This is a genomic window from Nocardiopsis exhalans (assembly GCF_024134545.1).
GTDB lineage: Bacteria > Actinomycetota > Actinomycetes > Streptosporangiales > Streptosporangiaceae > Nocardiopsis > Nocardiopsis exhalans.
The window spans coordinates 6,852,788-6,868,284 of the sequence record NZ_CP099837.1 but is presented as its reverse complement, the minus strand read 5'-3'; the positions used below and the strand labels follow the sequence as shown (position 1 = coordinate 6,868,284).

Here is a 15,497-nt window from a genome sequence, read left to right as displayed (position 1 = left end):
AGGTGCGGTCGTTCGGGGGACCCGGAGCGGGCATGTGTGCAGCTCATGACGGCGAGGTGGCGGCTAGATGACACGGTGGGGTGAGCCCTTCCGGGAGAGCGACGCGCTCGCCACGGCCGAGGTCGTAGACCAGGCCCAGATCGCCATCGTCGTCATCGACCGGTTCAGCCTCCTTCGCTACTGGAACCCGTACGCCCGCGAGCTGTTCGGGTTCGTCGGCGGGCGTGACTACGTCGGCCTGTCCCTGCTGGACATCGGCATCCACGAGTCCGACCGCGAACACGCCTCCCAACTGGCCCGCCGCGTCCTGCGCGGAGAGCCGTGGGAGGGTACGTTCGCCGTGCTCAAGGGCGACTCCACCTGGATCCACGTGCGTGCTCAGGCCGTGCCCATGCGCGACGACTCCGGTGAGATCGACGGCATCACCCTGATCGCCCGCGAGGCCCTGCGCAGCGGGCGGGTCGAGGAGCAGTACGGCCTGCTCGAACGCATCGGCAGCCGCCTGGCCAGCTCGCTGGAGTTCGACTCCACGGTCAAGGGCGTGGCCGGGATCCTGGTGCCGCAGTTCGCCGACCACTGCTTCATCGACCTCTACGACCACGACCGCCTGGTCAGACAGGTCTCCGTGCACGCCGAGGGCTGGAGCCCGCCCGCGGACAGCTGGTTCGACGTCGGCGACGAGGTCCGCTACCCCGAACGCCACTTCGTCACCCAGGCGATGCGTCGGCTGGAGACCGTGGTCAGTAGCGACTACCTCTTCGAGAACTCACCCAACGACCGCTCCGACCGGGTCTCCCGCCAGGTCGGCGTCACCTCCGCCATCGCCGCCCCGCTGCGGGCCCGCGGCGAGGTCCTCGGGGTGCTCACCCTCGCCCTCTCCGGGCTCTCCCCGCGCCAGAAGAGCAGCTACGGCGGCTTCGACCGGGACCTGGTCGGCGCCATCGCCTCCCGGGTCGCGCTGGCCATCGACAACGCCCGGCTGTTCGAGGAGGAGCGCAGCACCGCGCTCGCTTTCCAGAACAGCCTGCTGCCCAGCCACTTCCCGCCGCTGGACGGACTGACCCTCGCCCACCGCTACCTGCCCGCCGGGCCGCTCCAGGCGCACGGGCACGGCATCCAGACCCAGGTCGGCGGCGACTTCTACGACGCCATCCCGCTCTCGGCCGGGCGCGTCGGTCTGGTCATCGGCGACGTCGAGGGCCGGGGCCCGCACGCCGCCGCTGTCATGGGCCAGCTGCGCGCCGCGCTGCGCGCCTTCGCCCAGGCCGACAGGGAACCCGCGGACATCCTGCGCGAACTCGACGAGTGGGTGCGCCAGCTCGGCACCCCCGACGGCAACGGCGGTGTCTGGATCCCCAGCGTGAGCTGCCTGTACATGGTCTACGACGCCTGGTCGCGCGAGCTCTCCTACGCCAACGCCGGGCACGCCTCCCCGCTGCTGATCACCTCCGACTCGGTCGAGGCCCTCGACCTGGAGGTCACCGACCGCATGCTGGGCGTGCGCGCCAAGGGCGGCTCGGGCGAGGGCATCGTCTACCACCAGGCCAACCTGCGCCTGCCGCTGGGCGCCACCCTGGTCATGTACACCGACGGCCTGGTGGACCGGCGTCCGGTCGGCGGCAAGGCCGATCCGGAGCGCGCCCTGGAGCGGATGACCGAGCGCGTCGCCGAGGTCGCCGACAAGGACGTGGAGCAGATCGCCGAGGTCGCCGTGCACAGCGTGCCCGGCGAGCTGGACGACGACACCGCTCTGCTGGTCGTGCGCACCCACTCCGAGGAACTGGCGCTGCGCGAGGGCTGGTTCCCCTCGGAGGCCTCCACCGTGGGCGCCGCCCGACACCTGGCGGCCGACACCTTCAAGGAGTGGGGGGTCGACCGAGACCAGGCCGAACTCGCCTGCCTGCTGGTCTCGGAGATCGTCACGAACGTGGTCATCCACGCCACCCCGCACCCGGTGCACCGCGAGTTCACCGGCGGCGGCGTCCTGGACTCGGAGACCCCGCTCGACTCGGGCGGGATGGTCGACGAGTTCGACGAGGACTGGAGCGATCTGCTGGAGGCGGTCGCCGAGGAGGACGAGTCCACCGACAACCCCGGTGAGAAGGAGTTCCTGCTCCGACTGCGGCGCGGTGCCAACGCCGTGTGGGTGGAGGTCTTCGACCACGACCTGCGCCTGCCGCGGATCCGTAGCGCCGCCGCGGACGACGAGGGCGGCCGCGGGCTGTACCTGGTCGAGCAGCTGGCCAGCCGCTGGGGATCGCGGCCCACCCCGGACGGCAAGGCCGTCTGGTTCGAGATGCCGATGCACGCCGACGAAGAGGCCGAGATCGAGGTCGAAGAGGCGGAGAAGGACGACGAGGAGTAGCCCGGCACGGTAGGGGGTCTTCGTACCGCGGTCCGTGCCGCCTCGTACACGTGCGGGCCTCGGGGCCCGCCGCGCGCCCGGCAGCTCCTCCAGCGGATCATCGAAGCCGGACGGCTCCGATCCGCACGCCCCCGAGCACAGGTCAGATTCACACCTGCCTGATCTGCGGTAGGGGTCCTTCTGCGCTGGTCGGGGACCGTATCGCCTCAAACCTGTTCCGGGCTGTGAAAAAAATGCCCCCTGCCCTCCTTGTTTGTCTGTAGTCGTCTGGTTACTTTATCTGTTGGTAAAGGGTCTGTCTGGCGCAAGGAATGGTGGTGTGCGCATTGTCCGTCAGGGGAGTGAAAGCTGTTCCGGGCTTCCCGGGGCGCATCATGGAACAAAGTCCCAAGAGGTTCCCGGCGCCGATTGTGCTCCGTTGAGGGGCATGTAGTGTACCGCCAGAGCGTCCGCAGGGGTGGAGATCCGCCCGTCCGGGCCGCGGGGTTCGATTTCCCGGGTCCGCACCGAACCCGTTGGTTAATGGCTTCCGGGGAGCGCCGAAAAGGTGCCCGGATTTCGGTTTGGCCACGGACGGTGACAATTTCACGCACGGCGGCGGTTCGGATAGCGAACAATTCCTTTGCCGATAGTCGAACGTGTCCTTTGGCAACACCCACCTGACCGCTGTCGAACCACCGCGGTCGGGCTCGCTCGTACGGTCCTCACCCGCCTTTGGATCGTCCGGCGGACCCGGCTTCCCCCCGGACGCCGCAGGGCCCGCCACTCCAGTCGAGGTGCTGGAGCGGCGGGCCCTCGGTGTGGCTTCGCGGGCGGGTTCGGGCGCGGCCGCGGCGCGGGCTCAGCGGTAGGAGTTGGCCCACAGCAGCAGGCACACGAAGACGAAGAACACCACGATGCCGCTGGTCGCCCAGGGGATGTGGATCCTGGGTCGGAGCTTGCGCACGGCGATGACGAGCAGCACCACCAGCAGCCCCATCACGATGAGGCCGTCCCACGATCCGCTCACGACCGGTCCCTTCGGGGTTCGGGGGTCCAACGGGGACTTACAGGCCCAGGCCCCGGCCCACGATCTCCTTCATGATCTCGGTGGTGCCACCGTAGATCGTCTGGACTCGGGTGTCCTGCCAGGCCCGCGCCACCGGGTATTCCATCATGTACCCGTACCCGCCGTGAAGCTGCAGGCACCGGTCCATCACCCGGTTGCACATCTCGGTGGTCCACCACTTGGCCATGGCGGCGTCCTCGACGGTCAGTTCACCCTTGTTGAGCAGCTCAACCGCCCGATCCACGTAGGTGCGACCCATGTCCACCTCGGTGGCCAACTCGGCCAGGACGAAACGGGTGTTCTGGAATCGCCCAATCGAGCGGCCGAAGGCGGTGCGCTCCCGGCAGTACTCGATGGTGTGCTGGAGCATGTAGTCGGCCGAGGCAACCGCGCAGGTGGCGATGGACAGCCGCTCCTGGGGCAGGTTCTGCAGCAGGTGGATGAAGCCCTGGCCCTCGGTGCCGATCAGGTTGGCGACCGGCACGCGTACGTTGTCGAAGAACAGCTCCGCGGTGTCCTGGGCCTTCATGCCGATCTTGTCGAGGTTGCGGCCCCGCTCGAAGCCGGCGGCGCCGCGCTCCACGGCGACCAGGGAGAAGCCCTGCGCTCCGGCCTCGGGGTCGGTCTGGCAGACCACGATGACCAGGTCGGCGTTGATGCCGTTGGTGATGAAGGTCTTGCTGCCGCTGATGACGAACTCGTCGCCGTCGCGCACGGCCGAGGTCTTGATCCCCTGGAGGTCGCTGCCGGTGCCGGGCTCGGTCATGGCGATCGCGGTGATGAGCTCGCCGCTGGCGAAGCCGGGCAGCCAGCGCTTCCTCTGCTCGTCGCTGGTCAGCCCCACCATGTAGGGCGCCATGACGTCGTTCTGCAGGGTGATGCCCAGGCCGCTGGCGTGGGCCCGGCAGATCTCCTCGTTGACGATCTGGTTGTACCGGTAGTCGTACAGCCCGGTGCCCCCGTACTCCTCGGGGACGCCGTGGCCGAGGAGGCCGACCTCACCGGCCTTCACCCACACCTCGCGGGGCACGATCCCGTCCTTCTCCCACTGGTCGTGGAAGGGAACGACGTCCCTCTTGAGGAACTCGGCCACCGATTCGCGGAAGAGGTCGTGGTCGGCGTCGAAGAGTTCCCGCTTCATGCTCTGCTCCGGAGGTGTCGGGGATCACTGTTGTTCCCACACGGTAACCGAATCACGTTCGGTTTTGAAGAGTGGGGGGCAAGCCGGGGCAAAGTTCCTGGCCGCTCGGGCGGTTCCTGCTGGTTTGGCGGAGTCCGGTTCCTAGGCTGGCCGGAGCAGGGTCGTGGAAGCAGCCGTGGAAGGCAGGAGGGCTGCGCAGAGTCGGGCGGCCCGCACCCCGGGAGGCGATTCGATGTCCCAGAGCACCGCCCAACAGCGTGAACGGAGTGAACAGGGCGGCGGTCGGATCGCGCTGATCATGACCGCCCTGATGCTCGCCGTGCTGCTCTCGGCGCTGGACCAGACCATCGTCTCCACCGCCCTGCCGACGATCGTCTCCGACCTCGGCGGTCTGAACCACCTGTCCTGGGTGATCACCGCCTACCTGCTGGCCGTCACCGCCAGCACTCCGCTCTGGGGCAAGCTCGGCGACCAGTTCGGCCGCAAGCGGCTGTTCCTGTGGTGCATCGCGATCTTCCTGCTGGGGTCGGTGCTGTGCGGGATGGCGCAGGACATGCTTCAGCTGGTCCTGGCCAGAGGGCTCCAGGGGATCGGCGGCGGTGGTCTCATGGTGCTGGCCTCGGCGATCATCGGCGACGTCGTCTCACCCCGGGAGCGCGGAAAGTACCAGGGGCTGTTCGGCGCGGTCTTCGGCGTATCCAGCGTGGCCGGGCCGCTGCTGGGCGGGCTGTTCGTGGACCACCTGTCCTGGCGGTGGGTGTTCTACGTGAATATTCCGCTGGGGCTGCTCGCCTTCGCCACCGTCCTGGCCGTGCTGCCTCGCAACGCCCCGGTCGGCCGCCAGAACATCGACTACGCGGGCATCGTCCTGCTCGCCGCCACCGCCGTCTGCCTCACCCTGGTGGCCTCCTGGGGCGGCGGCGTCTACGCATGGCTGTCCTGGCAGATCATCCTCCTGGCGGCGGCCGGTGTGGGCCTGGGCGTGAGTTGGTGGCTCACCGCCCGCCGGGCGAGCGATCCGGTGATGCCGCTCAGCCTCTTCCGCAACCCGACCATCGTGGTGGGCATGTCCATCGGCTTCTGCGTCGGGTTCGCGATGATGGGGTCGCTGGCGTTCCTGCCGCTGTTCCTGCAGGTCGTCCACGGGCTCTCGCCGACCGCCTCGGGCCTGCACCTGCTGCCGATGGTTCTGGGCATGCTCATCACCTCCATCAGCAGCGGCCGCCTGGTCACCCGGACCGGTCACTACAAGATCTATCCGGTGGCGGGGATGGCGCTCACCGCGATCGGCCTCTTCCTGATGTCGGGCATGGGCCCGGACAGCTCGCTGGTGGAGATGGGGGTCTACTTCTTCGTGCTGGGCGCCGGTCTGGGCCTGGTGATGCAGGTGGTGGTCCTGGTGGTGCAGAACGCCGCCTCCTACGACGACCTGGGTGTGGCGACCTCCTCGGCGACCTTCTTCCGCTCCATCGGCGGATCCTTCGGCACGGCGGTGTTCGGCGCGGTCTTCGCCGGGCAGCTCGCCTCGAACCTGGCCGCCCGGGCCGGGCAGACCGACCTGCCCACGGGGGTGGACGCGAGCTCGCTGGAGAGCGACCCGAGCGCCATCGACCGGCTGCCCCCGCAGGTGCAGGCGAGCTTCCTGGAGGCCTACGCCGACGCCATCGACATGGTGTTCCTGTGGGCGGTCCCGATCGCCGTCGTCGGGTTCGTGCTGGCGCTGTTCCTGCGCCAGGAGCGACTGCGCACCACGATCCGGACCCCGGACCTGGACGAGACGGTGGCCCCGGTGGCAGCGCCCAGCCGCAGCGCCATGGCGCAGGTGGAGCTCGAGGTCTACCAGGCCTGCGGGGCCGAGGGCGCCGAGACGATGTACGAGCGGCTGCGCGTGGCGGCCGGGCTGGAGGTCTCCACCGAGGCCTGCTGGGCGCTCAGCCATATCGGGGTCCGGGGGCCGATGAGGGTGGCCGAGCTGTCCGCGATGTCCGGGCTGGACGCCTCCCGCTGGGCGGACGTCCACCGGGAGCTGCTGGACGCGGGTTACCTGACCGGCGAGGACGAGCCGTGGGAGCTCAACTGGCGGGGCGAGGACGCCGTGCGCGGTCTGTACGAGTCGCAGCGGACGGCACTGCGTTCACTGCTCTCCGACTTCGGGCCGGACGAGCACCCGGACGTGGTCGAGGTCCTGGAGCGGGTCACCGGCACCACTCTGGGCGACGACAGCGACGCCGGGTGGCTGCACGACAACGGACACGACCACGTGCGCGACCGCGTGCGCGACCGCGAGCGTGACCACGAGCGTGGTTCTGAAGGGCGCTGGCCTGCGGGGGAGATGTGAGAACGGGGGCGGGGTCTTGCCAGGAAACCAAAACCGAATACAGTTCGGTTCATCAGGACGTCACCATTCACGCCCCTTGGAGGACCCAGTGGCTGAGGCCTACATCGTCGGTGCGGTACGCACCCCCGTCGGCACGAAGAAGGGTGCCCTGGCCGCCGTGCACCCGGCGGACCTGGGCGCGCACGTCCTCAGGGAGCTGGTCGAGCGCACCGGTGTCGACCCCGCCGCGGTCGAGGACGTCATCATGGGCGTGGTCAGCCAGGCCGGTCCGCAGGCCCTGGGCCTGGCCCGCACCGCGTGGCTGTCCGCCGGTCTGCCCGAGACCGTCCCCGGCGTCACCATCGACCGCCAGTGCGGTTCCTCGCAGCAGTCCATCCACTTCGCCGCCCAGGGCGTCATGTCCGGCACCCAGGACCTGGTCGTGGCGACCGGGGTGGAGAACATGGGCATGGTCCCCATGGGCGCCAACGTCCAGTTCGCCATCGACAACGACCTTCCGCTGTACGGCGAGGGCTGGATCGAGCGCTACGGCTTCCAGGAGATCTCCCAGTTCCGCGGCGCCCAGCTCATGTGTGAGAAGTGGGGCTACAAGCGCGAACGGCTGGAGGAGTTCGCGCTGGAGAGCCACAGGCGCGCCGCCGCCGCGCAGGAGGCCGGTTACTTCGACTCCCAGATCGCCCCGATCGCCGGGGTGAGCAGGGACGAGGGCGTCCGCCCGGACACCACCATGGAGAAGATGGCCGGGCTCAAGCCGCTGCGCGAGGGCTGGGAGCTCACCGCCGCGATCGCCAGCCAGATCTCCGTCGGCGCCGGTGCGCTGCTCATCGCCTCCGAGAAGGCCGTGGAGCGGCACAACCTGACCCCGCTCGCCCGCGTCGTCCAGCTGTCGCTGGTCGGCGACGACCCGGTCTACATGCTCACCGCCCCCATCCCGGCGACCAAGATCGCCCTGGAGAAGGCGGGCCTGAGCATCGACGACATCGACGTCACCGAGATCAACGAGGCCTTCGCCCCGGTCCCGATGTCGTGGATCGACGAGCTCGGCGCCGACCCGGCCAAGGTCAACCCGAACGGCGGCGCCATCGCCCTGGGCCACCCGCTGGGCGCGACCGGCTCCGTGCTGATGACCAAGCTGGTCAACGAGCTCCACCGCACCGGCGGCCGCTACGGCCTCCAGACCATGTGCGAGGGCGGCGGCCAGGCCAACGTCACCATCATCGAACGCGTCTGATCCCAGTCGCCGAACGACGGGCCGCGCACCGACCAGGTGCGCGGCCCATTCGTCGTTTCACGCCCCCGGACCAGCGGGTTTACCTAGGAGGGCTCCACGGAAGAGCTCACGCTGGAGCTCGACGACCAGCTGATGTCACGCATGCGGTGCTCAGCCGACCGTCGTGGCCTCAGCCTCAACGGGTACGTGACCTGGGTAGTGCGGGTGGCCGTCGGAGCCGAGCCGAGCGCTGACGAAGACCAGGAGCTCCGCGCCCGCCTCGCCGAGGCCGGGCTGTTGGGTTGACCTGACGTGCCGCCGATGTTCTCGGCGTCGTTGGAGTCTTCCCGAAGTAATACCTCGAAAGTATTACTCTGGACCCATGAGAATCACTGAGAAGGGTCAGGTCACCATCCCCGTTGAGGTGCGTAGAAAGCTTGGCCTCAACCCGGGAGACGAAGTCGAGTTCGTCCTTGAAGGCAATGGGGCCCGTGTGGTCCGAGCGGCAACTGTTCCCTCACGGGGTAAGCGCCTGGTCGAGCGCCTGCGTGGGAAAGCCACGACCACTATGACCACGGACGAGATCATGGCGTTGACCAGGGGAGACGATGACGACTGTTGAGGTCGGTAGGTCCTGCCTGGAAAGTGCCAAGTCGATGTCCCCTTCGACACTGGTTGACACCAACGTGCTTCTCGACGTCTTCACGCGTGACCCCACCTGGGCGGGTTGGTCCGAACAAGCCCTTGCCGAAGCAGCTGACCAGGGGCCCCTGGTGATCAATCCGATCATCTACGCCGAGGTTTCCGTTGGATTCGATCGGATCGAGGAGCTGGACCTGGAGTTGGCGGGCGACTTCGTTCGGTCGGACCTCCCCTGGGAGGCTGCCTTCCTGGCGGGGAAGTGCCATCTGCGTTACCGAAAGCAGGGCGGGACGAAGCATGCTCCGCTCCCAGACCTCTATATCGGTGCACATGCGGCGATCGAGGGCCACCAGCTCCTCACCAGGGATGCTCGACGGTTCCGAACCTACTTCCCTTCGGTCAAGCTCATCTCTCCGAATTAACGGCGCAGGCCCTCGCCGCCGATGCCGTTCTCCAGGCCGAGCCAGGCGGCCATCTCCTTCAGCTGCTCGACGAGCTCGGGCATGGTGTCGGCCGGAGCGTCCTCCTCCAGGGTGACCTGGCGGGCGAGCAGGGTGCCCGAGGCGCGGTCCGCCTTGAGGTCGACGCGGGCGACCAGGTCCTCGCCGAGCAGGAACGGCAGCACGTAGTAGCCGTGCACGCGCTTGGCGGCGGGCACGTAGATCTCCAGGCGGTACCGGAAGCCGAACAGCTCCTCGGCGCGCTCGCGCGTCCACACCAGGGAGTCGAAGGGGCTCAGCAGGGCGCGGGCGTCCACCTTGCGGGGCACGCGGGCGTCCTTGTGCAGGTAGGCCGGGCGGTGCCAGCCGCGCACGGTGACCGGGACGAGTTCGCCGGAGTCCACGAGGTCACTGACCGCTGCGCGGGACTCGGTGCCCTTGAGTCGGAAGTAGTCGCGCAGGTCGGGTTCGGTGGCGATCCCGTGGGCGCGGGCGGCGATGGCCACCAGCTCCCGGTGGGCCTCTTCCGGTGCGGGGTGGGGCAGTGCGTGGACGTCGGCGGGCAGGACGCGTTCGGGAAGGTCGTAGCGGCGCTCGAACTGGGTGTTGCGGCCGTTGGAGGTGAGGTCGCCGATCCAGAACAGGTACTCCAGGCACTTCTTGACCTCGGACCAGTTCCAGCCCCAGTGGTCCTTGGCCCTGGGCAGGTCGTGGGCCAGGGCGGCCTCGACCTCGCGGGCGGTGGCCGGGCCGATCCGGGCCACCTCCTCGTGCGCCGCCTTGACCAGCTCGGGGCTGTTCTCGCGGACGCTGTTCATCCACCCCACGCGTTCCTGGGCTCGGTTGCGCTCCATCCGGTGCCGCATGAGGCGGTGTGTGGCGGGCGGAACCAGGCTCGCCTCGTGCGCCCAGCACTCGACCAGCCGGGCCGGGCTGGCGCCCGCGGCGGTGGTGGTGGCCCGGTCCAGCAGGGCGGGGGAGTAGCCGCCCAGGCGGGCGAACACCGGGAGGTACTGGCTGCGGGCCAGCACGTTCACGCTGTCGATCTGGAGCAGCCCCACCCGGCGCACGACCCGGGCCAGGTGGCTGAGGGTGGGTTCGCCGGTGGGTCTGGGGTCCTGGAAACCCTGGGCGGCCAGGGCGATCCGGCGGGCCTGGGACAGGGAGAACTCCGCGTCGCGGCGGGGGTGCGGTGCAGCCATCTGATCACCGTAGCCCCCGCCGACGACATTTTTCGGAGCGCGTCCGTCGTGAGGGCTCAGCCCATGCGGCGGTGCTGGTTCTCCTCCTTGGACGGGCCGGGCGCGGCCGGGGCGATCAGCGGCCCGGGCAGGGACGGGTCGAGCACGCCCTCCTCCAACCAGGTGTAGGAGTCGTCCATCAGGCGGCGGGCGAGTTTGCCGTCCAGGTCGTCGGTGTTGGACCACAGCCCTTCGAAGAGGGTGTGGATCCGTAGCCGGGCCTGGTGGCAGAACACGTCGGCCAGCTCCTGCGGGGTGGTGCCGCGTTCGGGGTGGGCGTCCGCGTCGGCCTGGGCGCGCACGATGACGGCGGTCATCGCGAACAGTTCGGCGCCGATGTCCACCACGCGCCCCAGGAAGCCCTGCTTGACCTCCATCTTCCCCTGCCAGAGCGACATCGCGTAGAAGGTGGCCCGGGCCAGCTTGCGCGAGGTGCGCTCCACGAAACGCAGGTGGGCGGCGAGCGGACCGAACTCCGCGAAGGCCGACGGCACCTGGCCCTGGCCGACCACCAGGGTCGGCAGCCACCTGGCGTAGAACCCGCTCGCCCTGGCCAGCGCCCGCGCCTTGTCGGAGCGGTCGGCTTCGGGGTCGATGATGTCCCCGGCCACGGACAGGTGCGCGTCCACCGCCTCACGGGCGATCAGGAGATGCATGATCTCCGAACTTCCCTCGAAGATTCTGTTGATGCGCAGGTCACGGAGCATCTGTTCGGCGGGCACTCCGCGCTCGCCGCGCGCGGCCAGGGAGTCGGCGGTCTCGAAACCGCGACCGCCGCGGACCTGGACGAGTTCGTCGGCGATCGTGTACGCCATCTCCGAGGCCCACAGCTTGGCGATGGCCGCCTCGATGCGGATGTCGTGGCGCTTGTCGTCGGCCATCTGACTGGACAGGTCCAGCATGGCCTCCATGGCGTAGGTGGTGGCGGCGATGAAGGACAGCTTCTTGGCCACCTCCTCGTGCCTGCCGACCGGGCGGCCCCACTGGACGCGTTCGCGCGCCCACTCACGGGCGACCCTGGTGGCCCACTTGCCCGCGCTCGCGCACAGAGCGGGCAGGGACAGGCGGCCGGTGTTGAGGGTGGCCAGGGCGATGCGCAGTCCGTGCCCCTCCCCGCCGATCCGGTTGGTGGCGGGCACGCGCACCCGGTGCAGGCGGGTGACGCCGTTCTCCAGCCCCTTGAGCCCCATGAAGCGGTTGCGGTGCTCCACGGTGATCCCGGGGGAACCGCCCTCGACGACGAACGCCGTGATGCCGCCGCGGTGGCCGGGGCTCTCGGGCACGCGCGCCATCACGACGAGGAGTTCGGCGACCACGCCGTTGGTGGTCCACAGCTTGACCCCGTCCAGCACGTACTCCGAGCCGTCCTCGGTGGGCGTGGCCGTGGCGTGTAGCCGCGCCGGGTCGCTGCCGACGTCGGGTTCGGTGAGCAGGAAGGCGCTGATGGCGCCCGCGGCGCAGCGGGGTAGGAACTCCCGCTTCTGCTCGTCGGTGCCGAACATGGAGACCGGCTGCGGGACACCGATGGACTGGTGGGCGGAGAGCAGGGCGCCGATCGCGGGCGAGACGGAGCCGACCAGCATCAGGGCGCGGTTGTAGTAGACCTGTGTGAGGCCGAGTCCGCCGTACTCGCTGGAGATCTTCATCCCGAACGCGCCGACGTCGCGCAGGGCTGCGACGGTCTCGTCTGGGATGCGTTCCTCGCGCTCGATCCGCTGGGGGTCGATGCCCTCGCACACCTTCCTGAGCTTGGCGAGGAAGGCCTCGCCGCGTCGGCGCGCGGAGGTCTCGGGTCGCGGGAAGGGGTGGACCAGGTCCAGACGCAGGCGGCCCAGGTACAGCTCCTTGGCGAAGCTGGGCTGACTCCAACCGCTCTCTCGGGCCTGTTCGGCCACCTGACGAGCCCGGCGCTCGTCGACCTCGGGCCGCTTGGACCCGGGGACCTCGGGTTGGTTGACCTCGGGTCGGGCGCCGGGTTGGGGTTCGACCGTCGACATGGGCGTACTCACCTCACTGAGGGAAGGGTCGATGTGGTCTGAGTCACAGCCCTACCCCGGGGTGGTGGATCTGACTCGTGGTGGATCTGACTCTTGGGCGCGCCGAGGAGCTGGTGGGCTCTTCGCGCCTGGCGCCTCCTGCCTGCCTGAGCGGTGTGCTCTCCCAGCGCGGCAAAGCCCCAGTTCATGGGCCTGGAGGTAACTTTCTGCCCGCTTTGCGACAAAAACCTTGCGCGCAATGCGAACCGTTTGCACGGGTTGGCCGTCCAACGGGGCGCGACGGAAACCAACCGAGCATGTGCCGGGAGTCGCCCAAGCCCCGGTGCGGAGGACGGCCGCACCGGGGCTACTTCACGCGTCCGCACCTGTTCACCCCGTGTGTTCGGTGGTCCACCGGTGTGTTGCTCCAGGTCCGACCAGCCCGTCGCCGCGATCCTCTAGCCTTTGGCTGTGCGTATCGCGACATGGAATGTGAACAGCAGCCGCGCCAGGGCCGAGCGGATCGGCGACTGGTTGGACCGGAGCGACGTCGACGTCCTCGCCATGCAGGAGACCAAGGCCCGCGACCACCAGTTCCCCGAGTCGGTTTTCACCGACCGCGGGTACGAGGTCGCCCACCACGGCCTCTCCCAGTGGAACGGGGTCGCGATCGCCTCGCGGGTGGGGCTGGAGGACGTCCGGATCGGCTTCCCCGGGCAGCCCGGCTTCGGTGAGCCGGAGGAGCGCGAGGCCCGCGCCATCGCGGCCACCTGCGGCGGCGTCCAGGTGTGGAGCCTGTACGTGCCCAACGGCCGTGAGGTCGACCACCCCCACTACGCCTACAAGCTCCGCTGGCTGGAGGCCCTGCGCGAGGGGGGCGCCGCACGCCTGGCCGAGGACCCCGAAGCGCAGATCGCCTACGTCGGCGACTTCAACATCGCGCCGCAGGACGACGACGTCTGGGACATGGCCGCCTTCGAGGGGCTGACCCACGTCACCGAACCCGAGCGGGCCGCCTTCGCCAAGCTGGTGGACGCGGGCTTCGCCGAGGTGGTGCGCGAGTACACCCCCGGACCCGGCGTGTACACGTACTGGGACTACAAGGGGCTGGCCTTCCCCAAGCGCAAGGGCATGCGCATCGACTTCGTGCTCGCCTCGCCCGCGCTGCGGGCCAGGGTGACCGGAGCGAGCATCGACCGCGAGGAGCGCAAGGGCAAGGGCGCCTCCGACCACGCCCCGGTGATCGTCGCCCTCGACGGTGCCGACAGCCAGCCGGTCGACCGGCCCCAATCCAAGAAGTGATCCGGTCCAAGTAGTGGCCCGGCCCGAGAAGTGACCCGGCCGTAGAGCCAGAGAACCCGACTCGTGACCCGGTCGAAGACCCGGGAAACCCCGAGCAGTGAACAGCGAAGTGAGTAACGAAGTGAGCTCCGCAGCACCGCGTCTCGCCGTATTCGGCAGCGTCAACATGGACCTGGTGGCCTACGTGGACGAGGTGCCCGGCGGCGGCGAGACCGTCACCGGCACCGACTTCCGGCAGGTCCCCGGCGGCAAGGGCGCCAACCAGGCGGTGGCGGCCGCGCGGGCCGGGGCCGACGTGACCTTCCTCGGGGCGGTCGGCGACGACGCCTTCGGCACCGAACTGCGCGCCAACCTGGTGGCCGACGGGATCGACGCCTCCGGGCTGCGCACGGTCCCCGGGGTGTCCGGGGTCGCGCACATCGTCGTGGACGGTCGCGGCGGCAACCGCATCATCGTCGTCCCCGGGGCCAACGGCGAGGCCGGGGTCGCCGAGGGCGACGAGGCGCTGGTGGCCGGGTCCGCGGCGCTGCTGCTCCAGCTGGAGCTGCCCATGCACGCGGTGGTCGCCGGGGCCCGCCTGGGTCGCGGGTTGGGCGTCCCGGTCTACCTGACGCCCGCCCCCGCGCGCGATCTCCCGGAGGAGCTGCTGGAGAACGTGGACGTCCTGGTGCCCAACCAGCACGAGGCAGCGGCGATCACCGGGCACACCGAGCCGTACGCCGCGCTGGCGTCGCTGCTGGAGAGGGTGCCCGAGGTACTGCTGACGCTGGGCGAGGACGGCTCGCTGTACGGGCGCCGCGGTGAGGAGCCGGTGCGTGTTCCGGCGCTTCGCGTGGAAGCGGTGGACACCACCGCGGCCGGGGACACCTTCTGCGGTTCGTTCGCGGTGGCCCGGGCGGAGGGCCGGTCGGCGCGGGAGGCGATGGAGTTCGCCGCGGCGGCGGCCGCGATCTCCGTGGGACGGCACGGAGCCAGCTCCTCGATGGCCTCGCGGGAGGAGGTCGAGGCCCTGCTCAAGGGCTGATGCGGTTGTCCCCAGCGGCTGAGGTACCTGTGCTCCGCGGCTGAGGTGGCCGTGCGGGTGGTTCCCGCCGGTGGCCCTGCCGACGGACCGGAGGATCGGGCACATGCCCCGACCCGTGTGATCAGGGGGTGTGCCCGATCTGTTTGAGGAAGGGCGCGGGGTCCTGGTTCTGTAGGCGCACCTCCAGCACGATGTCCACGGTGTCGCCCACGACCCGCCCGCCCCAGGGCGTCGATCCGCCGTCGCCGACCCCGAAGTCGGACAGGCTGATCCGGGTGGTGGCGGAGAAGTAGTGGCCGTGGGTGTCGTCGGGGGAGCCGAGGTCGGGGGCGTCGCCCACCCACTCCGAACTCAGGCTGACCGGGACCTGCCTGCCGCGAATCTCGAGGTCGCCGCGCAGGCGGAAGGAGTCGTGCCGTCTGGTCTGCTCTAAACCGGTGGAGGTGAAGCGGATCTGCGGGTGCTGGCGCACGTCCAGGAAGTCGGGGGAGCGCAGGTGCGCGTCGCGCGCGTTGACCCCGGTGTTGACGCTGGTGGCGTCGATCGCGACGGATACCGAGGACCTGGCTGGGTCCTCCGCCACCCGGACCTGCCCCTCGGCCTGGCCGAAGGTGCCCTGAACCCGGCCGAAGCGCAGGTAGTGGGCGACGAAGATCAGGCTGGAGTGCAACGGGTCGAGGTGCCAGGTACCGGGGCCCGGGCTGAACTCCGCGGGGGTGGATGTCATAGGTGAAAACTCCCTTTATGTCCTGTATGCGGCAAACGTCCAC

At 69.6% G+C, this 15,497-nt stretch carries 13 protein-coding genes; 8 read left to right on the top strand and 5 right to left on the bottom strand.

The annotated features are described in order from the left end of the window. Positions 1–67: 67 nt before the first annotated feature. Entirely contained in the window at positions 68–2,365 is a 2,298-nt protein-coding gene (locus NE857_RS30460; protein ID WP_254418721.1) for a SpoIIE family protein phosphatase, read from the top strand. An 841-nt stretch (positions 2,366–3,206) separates the two neighbouring features. Here NE857_RS30460 and NE857_RS30455 read toward each other — a convergent pair. Further along, complete coding sequence (locus NE857_RS30455; protein WP_184366419.1) at positions 3,207–3,374, bottom strand: hypothetical protein; 168 nt, start codon at positions 3,372–3,374, stop codon at positions 3,207–3,209. A gap of 37 nt (positions 3,375–3,411) precedes the next feature. Beyond that, on the bottom strand, positions 3,412–4,554 hold the full coding sequence (locus NE857_RS30450; protein WP_184366418.1) for an acyl-CoA dehydrogenase family protein: 1,143 nt from the start codon (positions 4,552–4,554) through the stop codon (positions 3,412–3,414). A gap of 232 nt (positions 4,555–4,786) precedes the next feature. Between NE857_RS30450 and NE857_RS30445 the strand changes: the two genes are divergently transcribed. The 5 genes from NE857_RS30445 (at position 4,787) to NE857_RS30425 (ending at position 9,166) form a co-directional block, all read left to right on the top strand. Further along, positions 4,787–6,892, top strand: a complete 2,106-nt coding sequence (locus tag NE857_RS30445) for an MDR family MFS transporter (RefSeq protein ID WP_254418720.1) — start codon at positions 4,787–4,789, stop codon at positions 6,890–6,892. Positions 6,893–6,980: 88 nt separating this feature from the next. Then, on the top strand, positions 6,981–8,123 hold the full coding sequence (locus NE857_RS30440; RefSeq protein WP_254418719.1) for an acetyl-CoA C-acetyltransferase: 1,143 nt from the start codon (positions 6,981–6,983) through the stop codon (positions 8,121–8,123). A gap of 132 nt (positions 8,124–8,255) precedes the next feature. Beyond that, positions 8,256–8,408: a hypothetical protein gene (locus NE857_RS30435; RefSeq protein WP_184366415.1), complete on the top strand. Its 153-nt coding sequence runs from the start codon at positions 8,256–8,258 to the stop codon at positions 8,406–8,408. Positions 8,409–8,484: 76 nt separating this feature from the next. Then, positions 8,485–8,724 (top strand): AbrB/MazE/SpoVT family DNA-binding domain-containing protein, encoded by a 240-nt coding sequence (locus tag NE857_RS30430; RefSeq protein WP_184366414.1) that lies wholly within the window; start codon positions 8,485–8,487, stop codon positions 8,722–8,724. After that, positions 8,711–9,166, top strand: a complete 456-nt coding sequence (locus tag NE857_RS30425) for a type II toxin-antitoxin system VapC family toxin (protein WP_254418718.1) — start codon at positions 8,711–8,713, stop codon at positions 9,164–9,166. Before NE857_RS30430 ends, NE857_RS30425 begins: the two co-directional genes overlap by 14 nt. Here NE857_RS30425 and NE857_RS30420 read toward each other — a convergent pair. Both NE857_RS30420 and NE857_RS30415 read right to left on the bottom strand, forming a co-directional pair. Then, positions 9,163–10,386, bottom strand: a complete 1,224-nt coding sequence (locus NE857_RS30420; protein ID WP_254418717.1) for a winged helix-turn-helix domain-containing protein — start codon at positions 10,384–10,386, stop codon at positions 9,163–9,165. The two genes, NE857_RS30425 and NE857_RS30420, sit on opposite strands and share 4 nt — an antisense overlap. Before the next feature lie 56 nt (positions 10,387–10,442). Next, positions 10,443–12,422, bottom strand: a complete 1,980-nt coding sequence (locus NE857_RS30415; protein WP_254418716.1) for an acyl-CoA dehydrogenase family protein — start codon at positions 12,420–12,422, stop codon at positions 10,443–10,445. 450 nt (positions 12,423–12,872) lie between these two features. On the opposite strand from NE857_RS30415, the gene NE857_RS30410 reads away from it, so the two are divergent. Both NE857_RS30410 and NE857_RS30405 read left to right on the top strand, forming a co-directional pair. Next, a complete protein-coding gene (locus NE857_RS30410; RefSeq protein ID WP_254418715.1) occupies positions 12,873–13,703 on the top strand; it encodes an exodeoxyribonuclease III in 831 nt (276 codons plus the stop codon). A 121-nt stretch (positions 13,704–13,824) separates the two neighbouring features. Further along, entirely contained in the window at positions 13,825–14,727 is a 903-nt protein-coding gene (locus tag NE857_RS30405; protein ID WP_254418714.1) for a ribokinase, read from the top strand. A gap of 121 nt (positions 14,728–14,848) precedes the next feature. Here NE857_RS30405 and NE857_RS30400 read toward each other — a convergent pair whose 3' ends face one another. Next, the gene (locus NE857_RS30400) at positions 14,849–15,454 is read right to left on the bottom strand and encodes a YceI family protein (RefSeq protein ID WP_184366409.1); all 606 of its coding nucleotides are present in this window, start codon (positions 15,452–15,454) and stop codon (positions 14,849–14,851) included. Positions 15,455–15,497 lie beyond the last annotated feature (43 nt).